A 24146-nucleotide genomic window follows, 5' to 3' on the forward strand; every position below is an offset into this window, starting at 1 on the left:
CTGTAAAGTAGAAGGCCGACCAGTTGTAATGTAAGGCCGTGGACGAGTACCTTCGACGCACCGTCGATGACGAGCTCGACGAGCTCCTGCCGGAGCTCCCCGCGATCGCCATCGATGGGCCGAAGGGTGTCGGGAAGACCGCGACGGCCCTGCGGCGTGCCGCGACCGTCCACCGCCTGGACGACCCGCGGCAGCGCGAGGTGCTCGCCGCGGACCCGGACCGCCTCGTGGCCGGCGCGCCACCGGTGCTGATCGACGAGTGGCAGCGGTTCCCGTACGGCTGGGATCTCGTGCACCGCGCGGTCGACGCAGGCGCCGGGGGCGGCCGTTACCTGCTCACCGGCTCGGCGGTACCGCTGGAGCAGCCGACACATTGGGGCGCGGGCCGGATCGTGACCTTGCGGATGAGGCCGTTGAGCCTTGCCGAGCGCGGACTCGTCCCGCCGACCGTGAGCCTCGCAGAACTGCTCAGCGGAGCGCGTCCGCCCGTGGCAGGGTCGTCGCCGCTCGGACTCGCCGACTACGCGGAGGAGATCGTCGGATCGGGCCTGCCCGATCTGCGCGGCAAGGCGGGCCGCGCCAGGCGTGCCCGGCTCGACGGCTACCTCGACCGCATCGTCGAGCGGGACTTTGCCGATCAGGGACGGCCGTTGCGGGATCCGCGCGGCCTGCGGCGGTGGCTGGCGGCATACGCCGCTGCCACGGCGACCACGGCGTCCCTGGAGACGATCAGGGGGGCCGCCGCCGGCGCCAACGATGCGGTCCCGAGCCGGCCGACGACGCTCCACTACCGGCAGGTCCTGGAGCAGTTGTGGATCCTTGACCCGGTGGAGGCCTGGCTGCCCACCCGCAACCATCTGGCGCGGCTGGCGGCGCCGCCCAAGCACCACCTCGCCGACCCCGCGCTCGCCGCCCGGCTGCTCGGCGCCGACGTCGACGCGCTGCTGCAGGCCGATCCGCTCGGGCCGCCGGTGCCGCGCGACGGTCCGCTGCTGGGCAAGCTGTTCGAGTCGCTGGTCGCGCTCGGGGTGCGGGTGGCCGCCCAGGCGGCCGAGGCCAGGGTCCGGCACCTGCGGACCAAGGGTGGTGAGCGGGAGATCGACCTGATCGTCGAGCGGGCCGAGGGACGGGTGGTGGCGATCGAGGTCAAGCTCGGCGCGATCGTCGACGACCGCGACGTGCGGCATCTGCACTGGCTCGCCGGGGCGTTGGGCCCCGACCTGCTCGACGCCGTCATCGTCACCACCGGCTGGGAGGCCTACCGGCGAACCGACGGCATCGCGATCGTCCCCGCGGCGCTGCTTGGGCCCTGACGTCCGAGCGCCGCCGGGTGGGTGATCGCCGCGAGCCGCTCGGCGATCGTCTCGACGTCGCCGAGGCTGCCGTCGGCCGCCGCCATCACGAGGTCGAACAGATCGTCGTCGGGAGCGTCCACGTCGTATCCGTTGAGCCACAGGAATACCGCGGTCGCCTGCCAGGCCAGCCGCTTGTCGCCGTCGACCAGCGCGTGGTTGCGGACCAGGGAGTGCAGCAGCGCGGCCGCCTTGCCGTGCAGGCTCGGGTAGGCGTCGGCACCGAACACGGTGGCCTGCGGCCGGGCCAGAGCCGACTCCAGCAGCCCGTAGTCGCGCACCGCTACCTCGGACCCGACGGCGCGCGCGGCGATGAGCAGCAACGAGTCCAGCGTCAGGTACTCGGTCACGCCCGACCGAGCCGGTCCAGCAGATCGGCGTATCGGGGGGTGAGCACGTCGAGCGCCTCCTCGACCCGCGCGAGGTGCCCGCGGCGGCTCACGTACTCGCGCACCGCCTGCCGGGCCACGTCCTGCATCGAACGGTGCTCGGCCTCGGCCTGCCGGCGCAGCGCCTCGGCCTCCTCGTCGGTGAGCCGCAGGGTCATCGCCATCGCCGCATGATACCGAACTGATACCGGATCGGAGAGGTTGATCCGGGGCCGACGCCGCGGGCCGGCGGCCGGGGTACGGGCGGGTACGCAACCTCCGCACTCACCGCAGCGGCGGCAGGTTGGACAGCACGGCTTCGACCATCCTGCGGGAGCGCTCGCAGGGGTCGGGCAGGGGCCGGCCGGCGAGGTTGCCGTCCGCGGAGAGCAGTTGGTACTCGGCCACGGCGACGTAGAGCGAACAGCGGCCGTCGGCGTTGCCGTCGGCCCGGACGGCGGGATGGCCGGCGACCTCGCGGGATTCGAACACCGCGAACGTGTCCCGGAGCCGGTAGATGTGCTCCAGGCCGCGGACCTCGATATCGTCCGCGATCGTGATCCCGGCGGGTTCGCCCACCGTGGTGGACCTCCAGGTGCAGAGCCGCCCGGTGCCGACGGCCTTTGACTCGGCCGTCTCGGGCCGCAGCCCCAGCGCGGTGAGCTGGGCCGGGGTGAGCAGCTCGCAGGTTCCGATGCCGCGCGCGTCCTTGGGACGCGGCACCCGCGGGGCCTCGTCGCCGGACCGTGCGGCCGAGGGCGCCGAGGCCGGGGCCGGGGAGGCCGCGGCGGGCGGGGCCGGCGCGCCGCGGTCGGCGGAGGCCGGGGCGGCGCAGCCGGCCAGGGCCGCCGTGCACGTCATCAACGCTACGACCGCGGCGCCGCGGCCGCGCCTCACCCGCGCCGTCCGGCGTTCGCCTCGTCCGCGGCCCGATAGGCCGCCAGCTGCCGGGACAATGCGTCGCGGGTCTGCTCCAGCTGCCCTAGCCACGCCGCCACATAGGTCTCCGCCCGCCGGCCCATGAGCGCGGCGTTGCGGGCCACGTTCCGGCTCACCTCGTCCTCGCTGGGCGGGACGAGCAGCGACCCCTGAAGCGGTAGCAGCCCCAGCCGCAGGTCGTCGATGATCCTCCCCAGATCGTCGATACACCGCTGCGCCCGCTCGGGATCGACCACGAACGCTCCCGCCGGCACCGCGTCGGGGACCGACGCCGCCGACGCGACCAAGATCGCGCGCTGGACCTCCCGGCCCGTCGCCCGCCCCAGCCCGAACACCCGGTCGATCGCGACACCCCGCGGCCCCGTCATGGCGGACATCCTGGCAGGGCGAACCCGGATCCCGGGCCGTTTCGCGCCAACCCATCCGTCGACAACGAACTTGTGGTGATCCACAAGCCCTTTTGATCAGCGCAAGTTCGTTGTCGACGCGATCGGGGACGGGGCGGCCGGGCGCATATCCTGACCTCGTGACGCGGATCGTCGTGCTGGACTACGGATCGGGCAACCTGCGCTCCGCGGAACGCGCGCTGCGCCGCGTCGGCGCCGAGGTGACGGTGACGGCCGACGCCGGCGCCGCGCTCGCGGCCGACGGCCTGGTCGTTCCGGGGGTCGGCGCGTTCGCCGCCTGCATGGCCGGCCTCGCCGGTGTCGACGGGCCGCGGATCATCGAACGCAGGCTCGCCGGGGGCCGCCCGGTCCTCGGGATCTGCGTGGGCATGCAGGTGCTGTTCGACCACGGGGTCGAATGGGGCGAGCACACCGATGGCTGCGGGCAGTGGCCCGGAACCGTCGAGCGGATCAAGGCCGGCGTGCTCCCGCACATGGGCTGGAACACCGTGCGGGCCCCGAGCGGCTCCGTCCTGTTCTCCGGCCTGGACGCCGACACGCGCTTCTACTTCGTGCACTCGTTCGGGGTGCGGCGCTGGGAGCCGGCGGCGTCGAGCGTGCTCCGTCCGCCGCTGGTCGCCTGGGCCCACCACGGCGAGGACTTCGTCGCCGCCGTCGAGAACGGTGCGCTCGCGGCCACCCAGTTCCACCCCGAGAAGTCCGGCGACGCGGGCGCGACGGTGCTGCGGAACTGGCTGCGCGACGTCGTCGGCTAGGCGCCATCACACCGTCGGTAGGCTGCCCGACGTGAGCTTCACGTTGCTGCCCGCGGTCGACGTCGCCGACGGCCAGGCCGTCCGCCTGGTACAGGGCGAGGCCGGCACCGAGACCGGCTACGGCGACCCGCTCGAGGCCGCCCTGACCTGGCAGCGCGACGGCGCCGAATGGATTCACCTCGTCGACCTCGACGCGGCGTTCGGCCGCGGTTCCAACGCCGAGCTGCTGGCCGGCGTGGTCGGACAGCTCGACGTGGCCGTCGAGCTGTCCGGCGGCATCCGCGACGACGAGTCGCTGCGGCGCGCGCTGGCCACCGGATGCGCCAGGGTCAACCTCGGCACCGCCGCGCTGGAAGACCCCGACTGGTGCGCCCGGGCGATCGCCGCGCACGGCGAGCGCATCGCCGTCGGCCTCGACGTCCGGATCACCGAGCGTGGCCATCGGCTCGCCGCCCGGGGCTGGACCACCGACGGCGGCGACCTCTGGGAGGTCCTCGCCCGCCTCGACCGCGACGGCTGCGCCCGCTACGTCGTCACCGACGTCAGCAAGGACGGTACGCTGCGCGGCCCGAACGTCGAGCTGCTGCGCGACGTGTCGAAGGCGACCCCCGCGCCGATCATCGCGTCCGGCGGCGTCGCCGAGGTGTCCGACCTGGTCACGCTGGCCGAGACGGCCGCGGCGGGAGCCAACATCGAGGGCTCGATCGTCGGCAAGGCGCTGTATGCCGGCCGGTTCACGCTGCCCGAGGCGCTGGCCGCGGTACGGGCGGCGGGCTGAGATGGGCGTCGCGGTCCGCGTCATCCCCTGCCTGGACGTGGACGCGGGCCGGGTGGTCAAAGGCGTCAACTTCCGGGAGCTGCGCGACGCGGGCGACCCGGTCGAGATGGCCGCCGTCTACGACGCGGAGGGCGCGGACGAGCTGACCTTCCTCGATGTCACCGCGTCGTCGGGGGAGCGGGAGACGATGTACGACGTCGTCCGGCGCACCGCCGAGCAGGTGTTCATCCCGCTCACGGTCGGCGGCGGCGTCCGCTCGTGCGACGACGTCGACACCCTGCTGCGCTCCGGTGCGGACAAGGTCAGCATCAACACCGCGGCGATCGCCCGCCCCGAGCTGCTGGGCGAGGCGGCCCGTCGGTTCGGTTCGCAGTGCATCGTGCTGTCGGTCGACGCCCGCCGGGTCACGGGCGGCGCGCCCACCCCGTCGGGCTTCGAGGTCACCACCCACGGCGGGCGGCGCGGCACCGGCATCGACGCCATCGAATGGGCCGCGCGCGGCCAGGAGCTCGGGGTCGGGGAGATCCTGCTCAACTCGATGGACGCCGACGGCACCCGCGCGGGGTTCGACCTGGAGATGATCGAGCGGGTGCGCACGGTCGTGGACGTCCCGGTGATCGCGAGCGGTGGCGCCGGGAAGGTCGAGGATTTCGTGCCGGCCGTGCGGGCCGGGGCCGACGCCGTGCTCGCGGCGAGCGTGTTCCACTTCGGGGTGCTGCGCATCGGTGAGGTCAAGGACGCGCTGCGGGCCGGCGGCGTGGAGGTCCGGTGAGCGAGTCGTCGGCACCCAGTGCCAGGGTCGAGCGGTCGCGGCTGGACCCGGCGATCGCCGCCCGGCTCAAACGCAACGCCGAGGGGCTGGTCTGCGCGGTCGTGCAGGCTCGGGACACTGGTGAGGTGCTGATGGTCGCCTGGATGGACGACGAGGCGCTGCACCGCACGCTCACCACCGGCCGCGCGACGTACTGGTCGCGTTCGCGCGGGGAGTACTGGGTCAAGGGCGCCACCTCCGGTCACGTGCAGCACGTGCACGAGGTGCGCCTGGACTGCGACGGCGACGCGCTGCTCGTCCTCGTCGACCAGACCGGGCCCGCCTGCCACACCGGCGCCCGTACCTGCTTCCGGGCGGCTGCACCGCTCGTGAGCGGCGAGTAACGCTGCAGCGTTACTCGCCGCTCACGGGGCGCGTCAGCGCCAGCAGAGCGGCGACGGCCAGGGCGAACCCGCCGAGCAGCCCGGTGAGCTGGGCCATTCCCGTCAGTGGGGCCCCGGCGACGGACAGCGTGGTCGCGCCCATCGTCGTCACCGCCGCCCACAACCCCCAGGAGAACATCGCCGCGCTGCCGGTCCACGCGCCCACCGCCGCGAGCCAGCGCCGTCGCGCCGTACCGCGCACGAGTGCCAGCACACCAGCCGAACCGGCCACGGCGAGCCCGGCATTGATCGTCTGCACCCCCATGGTGATCACGTCCGCGGAGATCACTCCGTTGATCAGGTGCAGGCCCGCGCTCAGCCCCGCCAGCACCGCACCACCCCAGGCCGCGCTGCGCGCCGGCGGAGCCTGCGCCGCGGCCACCCCGCCGCGCTCGACCTCGGCCGACCAGCGATCCCGCGCGTAGAGCACGAACGCGAGCAGCAGGAACACACCCTGCCAGGCGAATCCCCCGTAGACCATGGGCCGCACCCAGCCCTCCAGCGGGAGGTCCTGGGCTGCGACCGGCGGTGAGGTCAGCGCCGACAGCAGGGTGGCCGGGAGGATCGCCGCGACCATCGGCAGCAGGAACCCCGTCCCGACCCACGTCGGGAGGAGGATCGCGACGCCCGGTACCCGCCGTCCCCACCGCTGCGTGAGCGCGAGCGCCAGCGCGATCACCGCCAGGTCCATCGCGACGGTGACGGCGTTGAGCACCACGATCGACCGGTCGTGCAGGAGCGCCGGGTCGCGCACGCCGACGGTGCTGCCCGTCAGCCACAGCGTCTTCAGACTCAGGTAAGGGACGGTGCCCGCGATCGCGGCCCAGCCGAGCGCCCGCCGAACCGGCTCGGGCGCCGTCGCCTCAGGGTGCCTCGTCGTCGTCATGCCGGAAACTGTCATGCCGGAAACGCTCGTCCGCGCGCGCCCGGGCGACTCCCGCCGCCGGAGGATCCGGCTCCCTCCCGCGGGGGAGCGGCGCCCGCCCCGTCTCTGCCACGATCGGGGAGTGCCGGTCCTGCGCCGCCTCGCCGCGCCGATCACCAGCGGGCGGACGTACCGACGGTACGTGCACCTGCTGCTCGGCGCGGTGCTTGCGTTGCCCTATCTCGCGCTGACCTGGCTGTTCGTCACCTCGGTGAGCTCGGATGGGCTGGACGCGGCGGCGCTCGGACCGCTGCTCGCGCTGGCCGCCGCGGCGGCGGTGGCGGTCGTGCTGGTGCCCGGAGTCCGGGCACTGGAGGTGACCGCGGCCCGCGCGCTGCTGGACGTCGACCTTCCGGACCCGGATCCCGAATCGCTCACCTCCTGGTCGGGGCGGCGCCGCGCGGTGGTGTGGCTGCTGCTGAACATGCTGCTCGGCGTGCTGATCGCGGTGCTCACCCTGATCGCGGCGCCGAGCCTCGTGGGCTTCCTGCTGGCGCCGTGGCGGGACCTCCCCACGCTGCCCACGGGCCCCGCCGCGGCGTGGACCCCCGTCGTCGGGCTGCTGTTCGTTCCGGCGTTGCTCTACGCCGTCGCCGGGGCGGGGGAGATGCTGGCCCGGCTCGCGCCCCGGCTGCTCGGCCCGACGACCGAAGAGCGGCTCGCGGGCGAGCTCGCCGACGCCCTGCACGCCGCCGACGCGCTGGCCGAACGCAACCGGCTGGCCCGCGAACTGCACGACTCGGTGGGGCATGCGCTCACCGTGACCACCCTGCAGGCCGGGGCGGCCGCCCGGCTGCTCGACTCCGATCCCGAGTTCGTCCGGCGCGCGCTGGAGGCCATCGCCGACGCCGGGCGCGCGGCCCTGGACGATCTCGACCACGTCCTCGGGCTGCTCCGCGAGGGCGGTGACGGGGGCGGGGGCGGGGGCGCACCCGCCCCGCAGCCCGACCTCACCGACCTCGCCCGCCTGCTCGACGGCGCCCGCTCGGCGGGCGTGGACATCGACGTGACGACCGCGGGCGACCTCGCGACGGTGCCCGCGGTGGTGTCCCGGGAGGCCTACCGGATCATCCAGGAGGGGCTGACCAACGCGTTGCGCCACGCCGGCCCGGTTCCGGTGGCCGTGCGGATCGACGCCGCTGTCGACGTCCTGGCGCTCACCGTGAGCAATCCCTTGCGTCGCAAAGGTTCCACGGCCGGCGGGGGACGGGGGCTGCGGGGCATGGCCGAGCGGGTCCGGGTGCTGCGCGGCGAGCTGTCGGCCGGACCCGCCGACGGCTGCTGGCGTGTCACGGCGCGGCTGCCGCTGTCGGTGAGACGATGATCGAACGGTGAGCTCCGGGAACCCGCCGATCGGTCTGCTGCTCGTCGACGACGAGGCCCTCGTCCGCGCCGGGCTGCGGGCGATCCTGGATGCCGAGCCGGACCTCGAGGTGCTCGGCGAGGCCGCCGACGGCGCGGAGGTGCCCGGCCTGGTGCGCAGGCTGTGCCCGGACGTCGTGCTGATGGACGTGCGGATGCCTGCGGTCGACGGCATCACCGCGACGCGGGCGCTGCTGCGCGGCGAGCACCCGCCGCGGGTGCTCATCCTCACCACGTTCGGCAACGACGGCTACGTCTACGAGGCGCTGCGCGCCGGGGCGACCGGCTTCCTGTTGAAACGGGCCCGGCCCGCGGAGATCGTGCAGGCCGTGCGCACGGTGGCGGCGGGGGAGTCGCTGCTGTTCCCGGCCGCGGTGCGCGAGCTGGTCGCGACCCGTGGCCCGGTGGGCGGGGACGCGCTGCGCACCGCCGGGCTCACCGACCGCGAGGCCGAGGTGCTGCGGTACATGGCGCGCGGGCTGTCGAACGCGGAGATCGCCGCGGAGCTCATCGTCGGGGTGGAGACGGTGAAGACCCACGTCGGGAACGTGCTGGCCAAGCTGGGTGTGCGGGACCGTACGCAGGCCGTGGTGCGCGCCTACGAGTCCGGGTTCATCGACCCGCGCCGCCCGGCCTGAATCCTTCCGTGGTTGACCCGGGCGGTGCCCGTCCATCACATCACTGATTCATCAGGGTGCGGCTCCCGCAGAGGGTTCACGCAGCCCTGGGGATGAACCACGCTGGGCGAGGAGACGGTGGAAGCGGGGCTGGCTGCGATCCCCGGGGCGCATACCGGCTGGTGGCGCGACCGGGTGCATCTGGTGCTCGAGGCCGCTGGCCAACTGGGCCGCCCACTTCGCCGTCTGGGATGCCGCCCGGGCCGAGCAGGCCGCCACCGTCGACCTCACCGCCGCCCTCTTCGAGGAGCTGCGGAAGCTGCGCGGTCAGGTCGCGACCTGGAAGGAGCTCGCGGCAGTCCGGGAGACCGGCTTGATGTGGGCGAAGAGGCTGCGAGCGTTCCAGGTGGGGAAGGCCCGTACGAGCCACGAGGGACCGTGGAGTTGGATGCGGCGGTTCCGGGTGGCTTCGGCCCAGGTGAGCTGGCCGGCGTGCCATTTGACGAAGGCGTCGGCTTCCGCCGTGATGTAGAGGTCCTCGTCGAGGCCGGGGTACGTCTTGCAGATCTCGGTGTCTCCGTGCTCGATCAGCAGCCAGAACCGCTCGCGGCGCCGACGGCCGGTGAAGTCGAAGCGGATGACGACGCGTCGATCCGGGAGCCGGTCTCGGCGGAGTGCGTTGCACATCGACCACAGAGCCACAAAGGGATCGAGATGCTCGGGGGCGATCTCGAGCCAGCGGGCACCCCACTCGCCGAGCGACCCGCAGACCTTGAAGAGGTCGCGACCCGCGGGCGTGAGCTCGTAGCGGAACCCGCGCCCGTCGGGCTTGGGTGCCGACTCGACGATGGCGAGCCGTTCGAGCTGCTTGAGCCGCTGCGAGAGCAGGGTGCGGGAGAGCCCGGGCGCGCCCTCCAGGATCTCGCTGAAGCTTCCGCAGCCCAGGTACAGGTTGCGGATGATCAGTGGCGTCCAGCGCTCGGCGAAGATCTCGGCGCCACGGGCGATGGGACAGTACTGGCCGTACGTCCTCACGACGCCAGTGTCGCGCGCCTGCCTTCGGCTGTGAAGTCCAGATTGTTGACTTCACGGCCGCCGTCCATGGTGGTGCCATGGGGCCCTCGCGAGAAGGACCGATGACCGACCAGCGAGCAGGTCGGCCACCTGAGCGAGGAGGTAACCGCGATGGAGATCGACGGGTTCCGGGGCCAACTGATCACCGCTGACCACGCCGACTACGACACCGCCCGAGCCGTGTGGAACGGCGCCGTCGACCGGCGCCCCCGGCTGATCGCCCGCTGCGGCGGGACCGCCGACGTGGCCGCGGCCGTGCGCTTCGCTCGCGACCACGACCTGGAGATCGCGGTACGGGGCGGGGGCCACAACGTGGCCGGCACCGCGGTCTGCGACGACGGGATCGGCATCGACCTCTCGGGGATGCGGGCCGTGTGGGTCGACCCCGCCGGCCGCACGGCCCGGGTACAGGGTGGTGCGCTGTGGGGCGACGTCGACCACGAGACGCAGGCCCACGGTCTGGCCACCACCGGCGGCATCGTGAGCCACACCGGCGTCGCCGGGCTCACCCTCGGCGGTGGCATCGGCTTCCTGATGCGCAGACACGGGCTCGCCGTCGACAACCTGCTTGCCGCCGAGGTGGTCACCGCCGAGGGCAGCATCGTACGGGCGTCGGCCGACGAACATCCAGATCTGTTCTGGGCGCTGCGAGGCGGCGGCGGCAACTTCGGCGTCGTCACCACGTTCCAGTTCACTCTGCACCCCGTCGGCCCGAGCGTGATGGCCGGACCCGTCTTCTGGGCGGCCGACGACACCACCGACGTGCTGCGCTTCTACCGGGACTTCGTTTCCGAAGCGCCCGATGAGCTCGGCACCGTCATCAGGCTCGGCACCGTCCCCCCGCTGACGGTCATCCCTGAGGATCTGCACTGGCGGCCGGCCATCGCCGTCGCCTGCTGCCACGCCGGCGCCGTCGAGGACGGCGAGCGGGCGGTGCGGGCGCTGCGCCGGCTCGGGACGCCGCTCGTGGACCTGCTCGCGCCCTCGCCGTATGCCGCCTTCCAGGGCGCCCTCAACGACACCGTCCCCCACGGATGGCACTACTACTGGAAGGCGACGAACCTCGCCGGTCTCACCGACGACGTCATCGCCGTCATCGCCGATCACGCCTACACTGCCGGCTCGCCCCGGTCGTACGCGGCGATGTTCCACATGGGTGGCGTCGTCGCCCGAGTCCCCCACGAAGCCACCGCCTACGCCGGGCGCGACGTGGCCCACACCATGAGCATCGACGGCGTGTGGCTCCCTGACGAGTCCGGCGAGCACGCCGCGGCCGAGACCGCTTGGGCGCGGCGGTTCCTCCAAGCCCTCCAACCGCACCGCGCCGGCGTCTACGTCAACTTCCTTGATTCCGACGACGACACCAGCCGCGTTCGAGAGGCCTACGGCGATCACATCTACCGGCGACTCGCCGAGGTCAAGGCCAAGTACGACCCCGACAACGCCTTCCACCACAACAAGAACATCCGCCCCGGTTGAGCGGGGCCGGCGACGCTCGAGGCAGACGCCTTCTACGCCACGATCGAGCGGGAACCGGCCGCCGACGGCGACGTGGTGGGCAGAGTCTTCGCCGAGGCCGACCGGCGGGACCCGGACCACGAACTCCAGTGGGTGGCCCTGGTGGACGGCAATAAGCACCAGATCGACTGCATCGAGGCCAGGCCGAGAAGCGGAAGGTGAGCGTCACCGTCGTCGTCGACCTCATCCACGTCCTCGAGTACCTGTGGGGCGCGGTGTGGTGCTTCTTCACCGAGGGCGACGGCGCCGCCGGCAGCGCGCGGCCTGGCGCACTGATCCGAGGCGACCGTCACACCCTCTTATCTGAACAGTTATTCATATATATGCTCCGGCCCGAGTTCGACGATCGGGTGTGAAGGAGTGCCGGTGAATCGGTGGTGGCGGCGTGCCGCGGTACTGATCGGGTTCGTCGTGGTGCTGGTGACGTCGGCCTGCTCCACGGCGACGCCGGTGGCCGAACGGGCCGGTGCCGCGGCGGCCGGCTGCATCAGCGACTTCGACCCGGCGGCGGACTACTTCCCGGTCAAGTCCCGCATCGAGCACGCGACGAACTTCTCGCTGCGCTACGAGCGCAGCTACCAGGTCCTCACCGTGAACCAGCCCTATCCGGGCGGGGCGCCCGAGTCGTATGTGCTCCTCACGTGCGGGGCGCCGGCGCCGCAGTTGCCGCCCGACCTGGCCGGCGCCCCGATGATCGAGACCCCGGTGCGCAGCCTGTACTCGGAGTCGACCACCCAGCTCTCGCTGATCGTCGATCTCGGCACGCTCGACGTGCTGACCGGTGTCGGGAACCCCGACTTCGTCTCCGGAGCCGAGGTCCGGACCAGGATCGCCGACGGCAGCGTCGCCAGGTTCGCCGAGAACCAGCAGCTCAACACCGAACAGGTGATCACCGCGGACCCGGACGTCCTGCTCAGCCAGGGCACCGACAACCCCGCCTTCCCGACCCTGCGCAACGCCGGGATCCCGGTGATCGGCTGGGCCGAGTATCTGGACAGCGGCCCGCTGGCCAAGGCCGAATGGATCAAGGCGATGGCCGCGCTGACCGGCCAGGAGGAACGGGCTGCCGCGGTGTTCGGCGAGATCGAGAGCCGCTACCGGGAGATCACGGCCACGGCGGCGGCCGCGCCGGCGGTGCCGGTCGTGCTCGGCAACCTCTACCAGGGCACCTGGTCGGTTCCGGCGGGTGGCAGCACCACGGGCACCCTGGTCCGCGACGCCGGCGGCACCTACTCCGAGGCCGGCAACTCGGCGGCGGGCAGCGTGCAGCGCGACTTCGAGACCGTCTACGCGACCGACGGCGCCGCTGCGGTCTGGCTGGTGACCACGCAGTGGACGAGCATGGCCGACGTGACCGCGGCCGACCCGCGGTACGCCGAGCTGGCCGCCGTGAAGTCCGGGCAGGTCTGGAACGCCAACAAGCGCCTCGGCCCCACCGGCGGCAACGAGTTCTATGAACGCGGTGTCACCCACCCGGACGAGGTGCTGGCCGATCTGATCGCGATCCTGCATCCCGACCTGCTGCCCGGCCACGAGTTCGTCTACTTCCAGCGGCTCGGATCCTGATGACGCTGCTGACCGACCGCGACCCGCCCGCCGCGGAAACCGCCGGGCCGGTCCCCGGCCGCCGCCGGTTCCTGTTGCCGGCGCTGGTCGCGGCCGGCCTGGCCGGGCTGGTGCTCGCGGTCGCTCTCGGGCCGGTCACCGTGCCGATGGCCGACACCGTGCGGGTCCTGGTCGGCGCTGAGCCCACCGATCCCCGCTGGGAGGTGGTGATCGGCACCGTCCGGTTCCCGCGGGCACTGACCGCGGTCCTCGCCGGGGCGGCCCTGGGCGTGGCGGGCCTGATGATGCAGACCCTGTTCCGCAACCCGCTGGCCGACCCCTACGTCCTCGGCGTGAGCTCCGGGGCCGGCCTCGGCGTGGCGATCTTCGTCGCGGCGACCACCGCGGCGGCGTTCGGCGGCTCGTTCGGTGCCGGGCTGGTGGGTCTGGGCCGGGTCGGCGCGGTGGGTGCGGCGGCGGCCGGCGCGGGCGCCGTGCTGGTCCTGGTGCTGGCGCTGTCGCGGTGGGTGCGCTCCGCGGTGACGCTCCTGATCGTCGGGGTGATGGTCGGCTCGGTGACCACCGCGGTGGTCAGCCTGGTGCTGGTGTGGACCGATCCGCGGATCGCGCAGCAGTTCCTCGTCTGGGGCCTGGGCAGCTTCGACGCGACCAACTGGGCAGACCTGGCGATCTTCGCCCCGTGCGGGGCGGTCGGGCTGATGACGGCGGTGCTGCTGATCAAGCCGCTGAACGCGATGCTGCTGGGCGACGGCTACGCGCGCAGCATGGGCGTGAACGTGCGCCGGGTCCAAATGTCGATCATGATGAGCGCAGCGCTGCTGGCCGGAGCGGTCACCGCCTTCTGCGGCCCGATCGGGTTCATCGGCATCGCGATCCCGCACCTGGCGCGGATCCTGCTGGGCACCTCCGACCACCGCGTCCTGCTGCCCGCCACGCTGCTGGTCGGCTCGCTCACGGCGCTGGCCTGCACCATCGCGAGCCACCCCCCGGGCACCGAGACGGTGATTCCGCTCAACGTGGTGACCTCACTGGTCGGGGCACCCGTGGTGATCGGGGTGCTGCTGCGCGGCAGGCGGATGGCGGCGGGAGCGCTGACATGAGCGGACCGGACGGGCTGCGGCTCGACGCGCTGACGGTCGGCTACCGCACGGGCCGGCGCCGCGTCGCCGAGGTGCTGACCGGGCTGGCGGCAGCGGCGGCCCGCGGTGAGCTGACCGTGCTGCTCGGGCCGAACGGCGCGGGCAAGTCCACCTTGCTGCGAACGGTCGCCGGCCTGCACCCCCCGCTGGCCGGGACGGTCACCCTGGACGGAGCGGACCTGCCCCGGATGCCGGCGGCGCGCCGCGCGCGCCGGCTCGCGGTGGTGCTCACCGAGCGGGTCGACGCCGGGCTGCTCTCGGCCCGGGAGCTGATCGAGCTGGGCCGGCATCCGCACACCGGCTCGGGCGGGACGTTGCGCCGCGGCGACCACGCGGCGGTGGGCGCGGCGATCGCCGCGGCGCGTGCCGGTCACCTGGCCGGGCGGCGGGTCGCCGAGCTGTCCGACGGCGAACGCCAGCGGGTGCTCACCGCCCGCGCGCTGGCGCAGCAGCCCTCGGTGCTGCTGCTCGACGAGCCCGGCGCGTTCCTCGATGCGACCTCGCGGGTCGAGCTGCTCGGCCTGCTGCGGCGGCTGGCGCGCGAGCAGAACCTGTGCGTGCTGCTCTCCACGCACGACCTCGAGCTCGCGCTGCGGCTGGCCGACCACGTCTGGCTGGTCGACCGCCACCGGCGGCTGCGCACCGGCGCCCCCGAACAGCTCGTCGCCGACGGGGCGGTGTCGGCGGTGTTCGACACCGCCGAGCTGTCATTCGACCCGCGGTCGGGCGGCTTCGCGCTCCTCGGATCCGCGACCGGCACCGCCCACGTGCACGGGCCGCGCGCGACGACCCCGCTCCTCGCGCGGGCCCTGAGCCGCCATGGCTGGACGGTGGTGACCGACGGGCCCGCCGACGTCGACGTCACGGCCATCGGCAGCGGATTCCTGGCCCGCGCCGACGGCCGCACCACCCGGCTGCCGGGCTGGAGCGATCTCGCCGGCTGGGCCCGGGACCGGCACACCCGGCGCCCGGCCGAGGGCTGGCCGCTGCGCCGGGCCGCGCCGTCGGACGTGGCGGACTGCCTGCGCGCCGCGGCGTCGATCGGGGCCTACTTCGCGGTGGAGAGCGGCTGGGACGACGCCGACCCGGCCGGCTGGCGGCCGCTCGACGAGCTCTACCGCGACGGCGGGAAGACGCTGGCCGGCGTGGTCGAGACCGTCGGGCAGCGGCTGGGCACCGACGAGCTGCGCGTCGCGGTGTCGGTGCTCCAGCTGGGCTTCGCGGCCCGGCTGGCATCCCCGATGCTGGCCGGTCTGGCGCGCGGCGTCGTGCTGGATCTCGACCCGGCCGACGTCGCGGTCCAGAGCCGGTTCGGCGAGGCGCCCGGGCTACGCTGCGGATCGCCCGGCGGCTGGGCCGGGACCGAGCGGCTGCACGGTGCGGCACCGGCCGACCTGCTCGGTGAGCTGTTGGTCGACGCCCACCTCGCGCCGATGATCGCGGTGCTGCGCCGGATCAGCCCGGTCTCGGAGCGGCTGCTGTGGGGCAACGCGGCCTCGGCGCTGGCCGGAGCGCTGCGCATGCTCGAAACCAACCTGGGCACGGCGGCCACCAGGCGGGTGCGCATCGTGGTCGAGCAGCTGCTGGAGCGGCCGCCGCTGGCCGGCACCGGCGCACTGGCCGCACCCGGGGTGACACCGTTGTTCCGGCGCCGCTCCTGCTGCCTGTACTACCGCACCGCCGTCGGTGGACACTGCGCCGACTGTGCCCTGCTTCCCGCAGCCCGGCGCCCGTCCCGGGTCGCCGATCCGCACCCGTAGGCCCCGAACCCGGGACCCGAGGAATGGAGGACCCATGACCCCGTCACCCGCCGAACCGCAGGTCGTCGACGAGCCGGGAGACGGCCTGCTGCACATCTGGCCGGTGCCCACCGACGAGGAGATCCTGCTCGCGCTGCTCACCGACGTGTTCACCGACCACTGGGAGCACATCTTCTTCGGGGTGCTGATCCCGGGCTCGGCGCTGGAGGTGGCCGCCCCCAACGCGCCGAAGCGGATCAGCATGTACGACGGCTACGTGACCGTCGACTTCGGACGCTGGCACTTCCACCTGTGCATCGGCGAGCACACCGCCAGCGGGCCCGAGCTGGGCAGGCAGCGCCGCTGCGCGCGCGCCGAGTTCTACCGCCGGATCTCCGGCGAGTCGCCGACGTCCTGGGGTATCCGGTTGTTCAACGGAGTCGGCGACCAGCAGATGACCGTCATGCTGCCCAACCCGTTCCTCGACGACCGCCAGCAGATCCTGCCCGAACCGGACTTCGGCAGGCTGGCGGCCTGGGACGCGCTGCGCCGGACGTTCCTCGGGATCGGGCCCGATCCGCTGGACCGCACCGGCAAGGGCTTCGCCCACGGCTGACACACTCGCCGGCCGGCGCGTTGTGGAGCCATGACGTTGCCGGGAGCCGCCTCCTCAGCGCGTTCTGGCTCCATGACGTGCTGCCAGGCGGTGCGCTGACGACGTCAGTCGAGGGGGCCGGTCAGGTAGCGCTGCAGGTTGGGGGCGATCGCCGCGATGACGGTCGGGTGGTCGGCGGAGGCGAGCGGCTCCAGTGCCAGCACGTAGCGGACCATCCCGAGGCCGATCACCTGGCTGCCGACGAGCGCCGCACGCAGCTCGACCTGGTCGGGGGCGACCCTGGCCACGATCCGGCCGATGATCAGCTTGCCCACGAACTCCCGCATCATCCGCGCCGCCGCCTCGTGCCCGGCCACGCTGCGGATCAGCGCGGCGAGCGGCCCGCCACCGGTGCGGTCCCAGATCTGCAGGAAGAGTGTCACGATCCGGACGCCGAGCTCGTCGCGATCGCCGGACAGCAGCTCGCGGTGGATCGTCTCCATGTCGAGCGGGATCTCCAGCGAGGAGACGAAGAGCTGCTCCTTGCCGCCGAACCAGTGGTTGACCATGGCCGGGTCGACCCCGGCGCGCTCGGCGATCCGGCGGACCGTGGCGCCGTCGAATCCGCGCTCGGTGAACTCCACGCGGGCGGCGGCGAGCAGCGCCGCCCGGGTGTCCTCGCCCGCTCGGCGACGGCCGCGGCGCCGGGCGGCGGTTCGGGTTCCGGGTTCAACCACCCCGCCATCATCCCCGTTCGGGCGGCGACGGGCGGTCACGGTGCGACGCGCGGTATCCGGACCGCCTGCGAGAATGAGCCGATGTCCGTCCGTACGACTGCGCCCGGCCCTGCGGCCGGAGCGCTCGGTTCGGTCACCCCGAGCCGTGAGGAGTTCCGCGAGCTCGCCACCGCGCACCGGGTGATCCCGGTCGTGCGCAGGCTGCTCGCCGACGACGAGACCCCGGTCGGCGTGTATCGCAAGCTCGCGGCCTCCCGCCCCGGCACGTTTCTGTTCGAGTCGGCGGAGAACGGGCGTTCCTGGTCGCGATGGTCGTTCGTCGGCGCGCGGAGCGCCGCGGCGCTCACCGCGGTGGACGGCGCGCTGCACTGGACCGGGGAGGTCCCGGTGGGGATGCCCACCGAGGGGGATCCGCTGTCCGCGTTGCGTGTCGTCGTGGAGGAGCTGCGCAGCGAACCGCTGCCCGGCGGGGGCGGGGCGGCGGGGACGACGCTGCCGCCGCTGACCGGCGGGATGGTCGGCTACCTCGGCTACGACGTGGTGCGCAGGCTGGAGCGGATCGGCGAGGACACGGACGACGACCTGGGGCTGCCCGAGGTCGTCATGCTGCTGGCCACCGATCTGGCGGCGCTCGACCACCACGAGGGCACGGTCACGCTCATCGCGAACGCGATCAACTGGGACGCCTCGGACGAGCGCGTCGACGAGGCCTACGACGACGCGGTGGCCCGGCTGGACCGGATGACGGCCGAGCTGTCGGCGTCGGCTCCGTCGACGGTGGCGGTCTACCGGACCGCGGAGCCGCGGTTCCTGCGCAGGCGCGGCCCGGCCGAGCACCACGCGGCCGTCGAGGTGGCCAAGGAGCAGATCCGGGCGGGGGAGGCGTTCCAGATCGTCGTCTCGCAGCGGTTCGAGATGGACTGCGCCGCCGACCCGCTCGACGTCTACCGAGTGCTGCGGGCGACCAACCCCAGCCCGTACATGTACCTGCTGCATCTGGAGGACGCCGGGGGCGGGCCGCCGTTCGCGATCGTCGGGTCGAGCCCGGAGGCCCTGGTCACGGTGCGTGACGGTCAGGCCACCACGCACCCGATCGCCGGCACCCGCTGGCGGGGCGCGACCGAGGAGGAGGACGTTCTGCTGGAGAAGGACCTGCGGACCGACGCCAAGGAGCGTGCCGAGCACGTGATGCTCGTCGATCTGGGGCGCAACGACCTCGGCCGGGTCTGCGAGCCCGGGACGGTGCGGGTGCACAACTTCTTCTCCGTCGAGCGCTACAGCCATGTGATGCACCTGGTCTCGACGGTCACCGGCGCGTTGCGCGCCGGATGCAACGCCTACGACGCGGTGCTGGCGTGCTTCCCGGCCGGGACGCTGTCCGGGGCGCCGAAGGTGCGGGCGATGCAGCTCATCGAGGAACTGGAGCCGACCCGGCGCGGGCTCTACGGCGGCATCGTGGGGTATCTGGACTTCGCGGGCAACGCCGATACCGCGATCGCGATCCGCACCGCGCTGGTCCGGGACGGGACGGCGTACGTGCAGGCGGGCGGCGGGATCGTTGCCGACTCCGATCCGGCCGCCGAGGACACCGAATGCCTGAACAAGGCGCGAGCGGTGCTGTCGGCGGTGGCGACCGCGGCGACGCTTGCGGAGCCATGAGCGCGCCCGGGTCGACCACCGCCACGGCGCGGGGGCGGCGCCTGCTGATCGCGCTGTGTGCGGTGCTGGCGGGTGGGGCGCTCGCGCTGTGGGGGTCCGGGCAGCTGACGTGGTTCACCGGCGTGGTCTCCACCCCCGCCCGCGGGGACGTCGCGGTGTCGGCGACCGGTGCGCAGGTGCAGCCCGCGCTGACCGGGGTTGCCCTGCTGGCGGTGGCGGCGGTCGCCGCGTCGGTGGCGGTGTCGGGTGTGGCGCGCCGGGTGCTCGGGCTGATCGTCGCGCTCGCCGGGCTCGCGGCGGGGGGCGCGGCGCTCGCCACGGTCATGGCCGCGCCGTCGACCGATCGGCTGGCCGCGCTCTCCGGTGTCACGGTCGGTGCGGGCGGTTCGGTGACGCAGCCGCCCGCCGAGGTCACGCACACCACCGCGGCGCCGTGGCTGGCGCTGCTGGGCGCAGTATTGGTGCTGGTCGCGGGGGTGGTGCTGATCGTGCGAGCGGGGCGCCTTCCGCGGCTGGGCAGCCGGTACTCCGCACCGGGGGCCCGCAGGCCCGTCGTCGATCCGGAGCGAGCGGCGTGGCAGGAGTTGGACGCGGGCCGGGACCCGACCGTGGACCCCGGCGACGGCATCGGGGCCGGTGGTCCTGCGGGTCGGGCCGGGCCTGACGACGAGCCGCCGACCCGCGCTGTCTAGCATTGAGAACACCGCCTTAAAGGCCTGAACCCGAAGGGGGACCCAGCCCCGTGGGCGAAATCATGAAGCAGACCGTCGGACCGAGCGTCCTCGAGTCCATCGTGGACGGAGTCCGGGAGGATCTCGCCGTCCGCGAGGCCGCCATCGACTTTGCCGAGATCAAGCGGCGGGCCGCGCAGGCCCCGCCGCCACGCGATGTCATGGCAGCGTTGCGGGAGCCCGGGATCGGCGTGATCGCCGAGGTCAAGCGCCGCAGCCCGTCGAAGGGAAGGCTGGCCACGATCAGCGAGCCGGCCGAGCTCGCGGCGACCTACGCCGAGGGCGGGGCCAGGGTGATCAGCGTGCTCACCGAGGAGCGCCGGTTCGACGGGTCGCTCGCCGATCTGGACAGCGTGCGCGCCGCCGTCGACGTGCCGATCCTGCGCAAGGACTTCATCGTCAGCCCGTACCAGGTCCACGAGGCGCGGGCGCACGGGGCCGATCTGGTGCTGCTGATCGTCGCGGCGCTGGAGCAGAACGTGCTGGTCGCGCTGCTGGACCGGGCTGAGTCCCTGGGGATGACCGCGCTCGTCGAGGTGCATACCGAGGAGGAGGCGGACCGGGCGTTGGAGGCAGGTGCGGGCCTGATCGGGGTGAACGCCCGCAATCTGCACACGCTCGAGGTCAATCGGTCGATCTTCGGGCAGATCGCGCCGGGGTTGCCCAACGACGTGCTGCGCGTCGCGGAGTCCGGCGTGCGTGGTCCGGGCGACCTGCTCACCTACGCGGGGTGGGGCGCCGACGCGGTGCTGGTCGGGGAGGGGCTCGTGACCAGCGGCGATCCGCTGGCGGCGGTGCGCAACCTGGTGGCCGCGGGCTTCCACCCGTCATGCTCCAGGATGGTGCGGTGAGCGAAGCATTGACCCGCGGCGCGAGGAGCGGTGTGCAGGCCAGCGACGGGATCGCCAGGTCGTCCGGGCATGAGCCGGACGAGCGCGGCCATTTCGGCCGCTACGGCGGGCGTTTCGTGCCGGAAGCGCTGGTCGCCGCGCTGGAGGAGCTGACGACGGAGTACGAGAAGGCGCGGCACGATCCGGAGTTCCTCACCGAGCTCGACCGGCTGCATCGCGACTACTCCGGCCGCCCGTCCCCACTGACCGAGGTGTCGCGGCTGGCCGAGCACGCGGGCGGCGCGCGGATCCTGCTCAAGCGCGAGGACCTCAACCACACCGGCTCACACAAGATCAACAATGTCCTGGGTCAGGCGCTGCTGACCAAGCGGATGGGCAAGTCCCGGGTGATCGCCGAGACCGGGGCGGGGCAGCACGGCGTCGCCACGGCCACCGCCTGCGCGCTGCTGGGCCTGGACTGTGTCGTCTACATGGGCGAGGTCGACACCCGCAGGCAGGCCCTCAACGTCGCCCGGATGCGGCTGCTCGGCGCCGAGGTCGTGCCCGTCAAGCTCGGTTCGCGCACGCTCAAGGACGCGATCAACGAGGCGTTGCGGGACTGGGTGACCAACGTCGAGCACACGCACTACCTGCTCGGCACGGTCGCCGGTCCGCACCCGTTCCCGATGATGGTCCGCGACTTCCACCGGATCATCGGCCTCGAAGCGCGTGAGCAGGTGCTCGAGCGCACCGGACGGCTGCCCGACGCCGTCGCCGCGTGCGTCGGGGGCGGCTCGAACGCGATCGGCATCTTCCACGCGTTCCTCGACGACGAGAGCGTGCGGCTGGTCGGCTTCGAGCCCGGCGGCGACGGCATCGAGACCGGACGGCACGGCGCCACCCTGTCGGAGGGCTCGCCCGGCGCGCTGCACGGGGCGATGTCCTATCTGCTGCAGGACGCCGACGGCCAGACCAGCGAGTCGTACTCGATCTCCGCGGGGCTGGACTATCCGGGCGTCGGCCCGGAGCACGCGTTGCTCAAGGACCTCGGCCGCGCGCGGTACGAGCCGGTGACCGACGCGGCGGCGATGGAGGCGTTCGCGCTGCTGTCGCGCACCGAGGGGATCATCCCGGCGATCGAGTCGGCGCACGCGGTCGCCGGCGCGCTGCGGCTGGGCCGCGAGCTCGGCCCGGACGGGATCGTGCTGGTCAACCTGTCCGGCCGCGGGGACAAGGACGTCGACACCGCCGCCCGCTGGTTCGGCATGCTCGACCGGGAGGACACCCAGTGACCGTCGCCGACGTCTTCGGCCGCTGCGCCGCCGCGGGCCGCGGTGCCCTGATCGGCTACTTCCCCGCGGGCTACCCGACCGTCGACGGGTCGGTGGAGCTGATGAACGCCATGGTCGAGGGCGGCTGCGATCTGCTGGAGGTCGGTATCCCGTACTCCGACCCGGTGATGGACGGCCCGACGATCCAGGCCGCCGCCGAGACCGCGCTGCGCGGCGGCACCCGGGTCCGCGACGTGCTCTCGGTGGTCGAACGGGTCTCGGCGGCGGGCGGCTCGGCGGTCGTCATGACCTACTACAACCCGATGCTGCGCTACGGCGTCGACGCGTTCGCCCGGGACCTGGCCGCCGCGGGCGGGCTCGGCGTGATCACCCCGGACCTCATTCCCGACGAGGCCGACGAGTGGCTGGCCGCGTCCACCGCCCACGGCCTGGACCGGATCTTCCTCGTCTCACCGTCGTCCTCGGACGAGCGCATCGCCGCCACCGTCGCGGCGAGCAGCGGGTTCGTCTATGCGACGTCGATCATGGGCGTGACCGGGGCGCGCGAGAGTGTGGCCTCGGCCGCTCCGCGGCTCGTCGCCCGGACCCGGCCGCATACGTCGTTGCCCGTCTGTGTCGGGTTGGGCGTGCGGTCCGGCGAGCAGGCCGCCGAGGTGGCGGGGTTCGCCGACGGGGTCATCGTCGGTTCGGCATTCGTCGCCGAGGCCGAGCGGACCGGTCGGGACGGCGTTCGGGTGCTGGCCGCCGAGCTGGCCGCCGGGGTCGGCCGCGGCTCCCCGCGTCGGTCGACGCCCACCGACGTCATGGCTCCATGACGCGGTGCCGGCGTGGGCGGTAAGCACGTTATGGCTCCATAACGCGCGCGGCGGCCCGGACCCGGCGACGTCATGGCTCCATAACGCGCGCGGTGGCGGGCCGCTACCGTGGCTTCGTGAGCACCGCCGTTTCCACGACCCTGCTGGCGTACCTGCCGAGCCCCGATCGCGGTGTCTGGTACCTGGGCCCGATCCCGCTGCGGGCGTACGCCCTGTGCATCATCGCGGGCATCGTCGTCGCGGTGTACTGGGGTGAGCGGCGGTTCGTCGCGTGCGGCGGGGAGCCGGGCACTGTTGTCGACGTCGCCGTGTTCGCGGTGCCGTTCGGCCTGGTGGGCGGCCGGCTCTACCACGTGGCCACCGACTGGCCGACCTACTTCGGTCCCGGCGGGAATCCCCTCGACGCGCTGAAGATCTGGCAGGGCGGCCTCGGGATCTGGGGGGCGATCGCGCTCGGGGCGGTCGGGGCCTGGATCGGATGCCGCCGCCGCGGGGTGCCGCTGCCGTTCTTCGCCGACGCCGTGGCGCCGGGCATCCTCGTCGCTCAGGCCATCGGCCGCCTTGGCAACTACTTCAACCAGGAGCTCTACGGCGGGCCGACGGCCTTGCCCTGGGGCCTGGAGATCTATCACCGGGTCGATCCGGCGACCGGGCTGTCCGATCCGCTGGGCGGGGTCGCCCTCGACCCCACCCCGATCGCGATCGTGCACCCCACGTTCCTCTACGAGCTGATCTGGAACCTGCTCGTCGCGGTGTTCATCGTGTGGGCCGACCGCCGCTTCCGGCTCGGGCACGGCCGGGTGTTCGCGCTCTACGTTGCCGGCTACACGCTCGGCCGGTTCTTCATCGAGCTCATGCGCACCGACCCGGCCACGAGGGTGTTCGGCGACATCCGGATCAACGTGGTCGTCTCCGCACTGGTGTTCCTCGGCGCCGTCGCCTACATCCTCATCGTGCGCAAGCCGCGCGAGGAGCTCGCACCGGCGGACGACCAGCAGGCGGGCACCGATTCCGCGGCGGCGGACGACGACCGGCCCGTCTCGGACGGTGCGCGGGACCGCACACCGTGACGGCGGTCCCCGGTTTCGCCGGTTTCGGTGAGGGCGCGGTCGAGTTCTATGACGGCCTGCTGGCCGACACCACCAAGGCCTACTGGACCGACCACCGGGACGTCTACGAGCGCGACGTGCGCGGCCCCATGCTCGCGCTGCTCGCGGCGCTGGCGCCCGAGTTCGGGGCGGGCAAGGTGTTCCGCCCGTACCGCGACGTCCGGTTCTCCCGCGACAAGACCCCCTACAAGACGCACTGCGGCGGGTTCGCCGCGCCCTACTACGTCGAGGTGTCCGGCGAGGGGCTGCTCGCCGCGGCGGGCTACTACCGGATGGTGTCCGATCAGCTGGCGCGCTTCCGCACCGCGGTGGCCGACGACCGCCGCGGCGCGGACCTCGAAGGTCGCCTCGCCGCCGCCGAGCGGGCCGGGTTGACCATCGCCGGAGAGCTCCTCAAGAGCAGGCCCCGCGGCGTCGATCCGGCGCACCCTCGACTGGACCTGTTGCGGCACAAGAGCCTGTACGTCTCGCGTCGGTGGCCGCCCGACGACGTGCTGCACGAACCCGGCTGCCTGGACCGGGTGGCGGCGGCGTGGCGCGCGGCGCGCCCGGTCGCGCAGTGGCTGGCCGACCACGTCGGCCCCAGTGAGCGGCCCCGACGCTGAGCCTCCCGACCGACACACGGCCGCTCCTTATCGTTCAAGC

27 protein-coding genes are annotated in these 24146 nt (G+C 73.3%); 20 read left to right on the forward strand and 7 right to left on the reverse strand.

Annotation, left to right across the window (positions count from 1 at the left end; all coding sequences use genetic code 11):
- Positions 1-38: 38 nt before the first annotated feature.
- The gene (locus tag G567_RS0107180; RefSeq protein ID WP_028929446.1) at positions 39-1313 is read left to right on the forward strand and encodes an ATP-binding protein; all 1275 of its coding nucleotides are present in this window, start codon (positions 39-41) and stop codon (positions 1311-1313) included.
- On the opposite strand, the gene G567_RS27300 is transcribed toward G567_RS0107180, so the two are convergent.
- The 4 genes from G567_RS27300 to G567_RS31870 form a co-directional block, all read right to left on the reverse strand.
- Positions 1259-1702, reverse strand: coding sequence for a type II toxin-antitoxin system death-on-curing family toxin (locus tag G567_RS27300; protein WP_084795940.1), 444 nt, complete (start codon positions 1700-1702; stop codon positions 1259-1261). The genes G567_RS0107180 and G567_RS27300 overlap by 55 nt on opposite strands.
- Positions 1699-1905: a ribbon-helix-helix protein, CopG family gene (locus tag G567_RS0107190; RefSeq protein ID WP_028929447.1), complete on the reverse strand. Its 207-nt coding sequence runs from the start codon at positions 1903-1905 to the stop codon at positions 1699-1701. The genes G567_RS27300 and G567_RS0107190 overlap by 4 nt, the downstream gene beginning before the upstream one ends.
- A 100-nt stretch (positions 1906-2005) precedes the next feature.
- Positions 2006-2581, reverse strand: a complete 576-nt coding sequence (locus G567_RS27305) for a DUF3558 domain-containing protein (protein WP_154667127.1) — start codon at positions 2579-2581, stop codon at positions 2006-2008.
- Between the two features lie 32 nt (positions 2582-2613).
- Positions 2614-3027 (reverse strand): PE domain-containing protein, encoded by a 414-nt coding sequence (locus G567_RS31870; protein ID WP_028929449.1) that lies wholly within the window; start codon positions 3025-3027, stop codon positions 2614-2616.
- 158 nt (positions 3028-3185) lie between these two features.
- Between G567_RS31870 and hisH the strand changes: the two genes are divergently transcribed.
- Genes hisH through hisI form a run of 4 tightly spaced genes read left to right on the forward strand, consistent with a single transcriptional unit; the run spans position 3186 to position 5754 of the window.
- Positions 3186-3821 carry an imidazole glycerol phosphate synthase subunit HisH gene (gene hisH / locus G567_RS0107205; protein WP_028929450.1) on the forward strand — a complete coding sequence of 212 codons (636 nt, stop codon included), beginning with the start codon at positions 3186-3188 and terminating at the stop codon, positions 3819-3821.
- Positions 3822-3852: 31 nt separating this feature from the next.
- Positions 3853-4599, forward strand: a complete 747-nt coding sequence (priA, locus tag G567_RS0107210; RefSeq protein WP_028929451.1) for a bifunctional 1-(5-phosphoribosyl)-5-((5-phosphoribosylamino)methylideneamino)imidazole-4-carboxamide isomerase/phosphoribosylanthranilate isomerase PriA — start codon at positions 3853-3855, stop codon at positions 4597-4599.
- A 1-nt stretch (position 4600) separates the two neighbouring features.
- A complete protein-coding gene (hisF, locus tag G567_RS0107215) occupies positions 4601-5371 on the forward strand; it encodes an imidazole glycerol phosphate synthase subunit HisF (protein WP_028929452.1) in 771 nt (256 codons plus the stop codon).
- The gene (gene hisI / locus G567_RS0107220) at positions 5368-5754 is read left to right on the forward strand and encodes a phosphoribosyl-AMP cyclohydrolase (RefSeq protein WP_028929453.1); all 387 of its coding nucleotides are present in this window, start codon (positions 5368-5370) and stop codon (positions 5752-5754) included. The genes hisF and hisI overlap by 4 nt, the downstream gene beginning before the upstream one ends.
- Before the next feature lie 10 nt (positions 5755-5764).
- Here the strand turns inward: hisI and G567_RS31875 are convergent, their stop codons facing one another.
- Entirely contained in the window at positions 5765-6679 is a 915-nt protein-coding gene (locus tag G567_RS31875; RefSeq protein WP_051232480.1) for a hypothetical protein, read from the reverse strand.
- A gap of 121 nt (positions 6680-6800) precedes the next feature.
- Between G567_RS31875 and G567_RS0107230 the strand changes: the two genes are divergently transcribed.
- Positions 6801-8042, forward strand: coding sequence for a sensor histidine kinase (locus G567_RS0107230; protein ID WP_028929454.1), 1242 nt, complete (start codon positions 6801-6803; stop codon positions 8040-8042).
- Between the two features lie 7 nt (positions 8043-8049).
- Positions 8050-8718: a response regulator transcription factor gene (locus tag G567_RS0107235; RefSeq protein ID WP_028929455.1), complete on the forward strand. Its 669-nt coding sequence runs from the start codon at positions 8050-8052 to the stop codon at positions 8716-8718.
- Positions 8719-9024: 306 nt separating this feature from the next.
- On the opposite strand, the gene G567_RS0107240 is transcribed toward G567_RS0107235, so the two are convergent.
- Positions 9025-9732 carry a winged helix-turn-helix transcriptional regulator gene (locus G567_RS0107240; RefSeq protein ID WP_028929456.1) on the reverse strand — a complete coding sequence of 236 codons (708 nt, stop codon included), beginning with the start codon at positions 9730-9732 and terminating at the stop codon, positions 9025-9027.
- Positions 9733-9882: 150 nt separating this feature from the next.
- Between G567_RS0107240 and G567_RS0107245 the strand changes: the two genes are divergently transcribed.
- From G567_RS0107245 to G567_RS0107275, 6 genes are all read left to right on the forward strand, one after another.
- Complete coding sequence (locus G567_RS0107245; protein WP_051232482.1) at positions 9883-11250, forward strand: FAD-binding oxidoreductase; 1368 nt, start codon at positions 9883-9885, stop codon at positions 11248-11250.
- Positions 11251-11447: 197 nt separating this feature from the next.
- Positions 11448-11645 carry a hypothetical protein gene (locus tag G567_RS37080; RefSeq protein WP_028929458.1) on the forward strand — a complete coding sequence of 66 codons (198 nt, stop codon included), beginning with the start codon at positions 11448-11450 and terminating at the stop codon, positions 11643-11645.
- 10 nt (positions 11646-11655) lie between these two features.
- A complete protein-coding gene (locus tag G567_RS0107260; RefSeq protein ID WP_051232507.1) occupies positions 11656-12855 on the forward strand; it encodes an ABC transporter substrate-binding protein in 1200 nt (399 codons plus the stop codon).
- Positions 12855-13955, forward strand: a complete 1101-nt coding sequence (locus G567_RS0107265; protein ID WP_028929460.1) for a FecCD family ABC transporter permease — start codon at positions 12855-12857, stop codon at positions 13953-13955. The genes G567_RS0107260 and G567_RS0107265 overlap by 1 nt, the downstream gene beginning before the upstream one ends.
- A complete protein-coding gene (locus tag G567_RS32905; protein WP_084795942.1) occupies positions 13952-15754 on the forward strand; it encodes an ATP-binding cassette domain-containing protein in 1803 nt (600 codons plus the stop codon). The genes G567_RS0107265 and G567_RS32905 overlap by 4 nt, the downstream gene beginning before the upstream one ends.
- Before the next feature lie 34 nt (positions 15755-15788).
- The gene (locus tag G567_RS0107275; protein WP_028929461.1) at positions 15789-16349 is read left to right on the forward strand and encodes a DUF7676 family protein; all 561 of its coding nucleotides are present in this window, start codon (positions 15789-15791) and stop codon (positions 16347-16349) included.
- A 104-nt stretch (positions 16350-16453) separates the two neighbouring features.
- Here G567_RS0107275 and G567_RS0107280 read toward each other — a convergent pair whose 3' ends face one another.
- On the reverse strand, positions 16454-17065 hold the full coding sequence (locus tag G567_RS0107280; RefSeq protein ID WP_028929462.1) for a TetR/AcrR family transcriptional regulator: 612 nt from the start codon (positions 17063-17065) through the stop codon (positions 16454-16456).
- Positions 17066-17146: 81 nt separating this feature from the next.
- On the opposite strand from G567_RS0107280, the gene G567_RS0107285 reads away from it, so the two are divergent.
- The 7 genes from G567_RS0107285 to G567_RS0107315 all read left to right on the forward strand — a co-directional run bounded on the left by G567_RS0107285 (position 17147) and on the right by G567_RS0107315 (position 24106).
- Entirely contained in the window at positions 17147-18724 is a 1578-nt protein-coding gene (locus G567_RS0107285) for an anthranilate synthase component I (RefSeq protein WP_028929463.1), read from the forward strand.
- Positions 18721-19416, forward strand: coding sequence for a Trp biosynthesis-associated membrane protein (locus G567_RS27325; RefSeq protein ID WP_051232484.1), 696 nt, complete (start codon positions 18721-18723; stop codon positions 19414-19416). The genes G567_RS0107285 and G567_RS27325 overlap by 4 nt, the downstream gene beginning before the upstream one ends.
- Before the next feature lie 62 nt (positions 19417-19478).
- The gene (gene trpC / locus G567_RS0107295; RefSeq protein ID WP_037056248.1) at positions 19479-20306 is read left to right on the forward strand and encodes an indole-3-glycerol phosphate synthase TrpC; all 828 of its coding nucleotides are present in this window, start codon (positions 19479-19481) and stop codon (positions 20304-20306) included.
- A gap of 50 nt (positions 20307-20356) precedes the next feature.
- Positions 20357-21577, forward strand: a complete 1221-nt coding sequence (gene trpB / locus G567_RS0107300) for a tryptophan synthase subunit beta (protein WP_028929465.1) — start codon at positions 20357-20359, stop codon at positions 21575-21577.
- Positions 21574-22392, forward strand: coding sequence for a tryptophan synthase subunit alpha (gene trpA / locus G567_RS27330; protein ID WP_037056113.1), 819 nt, complete (start codon positions 21574-21576; stop codon positions 22390-22392). Before trpB ends, trpA begins: the two co-directional genes overlap by 4 nt.
- Before the next feature lie 116 nt (positions 22393-22508).
- A complete protein-coding gene (gene lgt / locus G567_RS27335) occupies positions 22509-23462 on the forward strand; it encodes a prolipoprotein diacylglyceryl transferase (RefSeq protein ID WP_051232510.1) in 954 nt (317 codons plus the stop codon).
- The gene (locus G567_RS0107315) at positions 23459-24106 is read left to right on the forward strand and encodes a DUF2461 domain-containing protein (RefSeq protein WP_028929466.1); all 648 of its coding nucleotides are present in this window, start codon (positions 23459-23461) and stop codon (positions 24104-24106) included. The genes lgt and G567_RS0107315 overlap by 4 nt, the downstream gene beginning before the upstream one ends.
- Positions 24107-24146 lie beyond the last annotated feature (40 nt).

The sequence above is a fragment of the Pseudonocardia asaccharolytica DSM 44247 = NBRC 16224 genome, from assembly GCF_000423625.1.
GTDB classification, from domain to species: domain Bacteria; phylum Actinomycetota; class Actinomycetes; order Mycobacteriales; family Pseudonocardiaceae; genus Pseudonocardia; species Pseudonocardia asaccharolytica.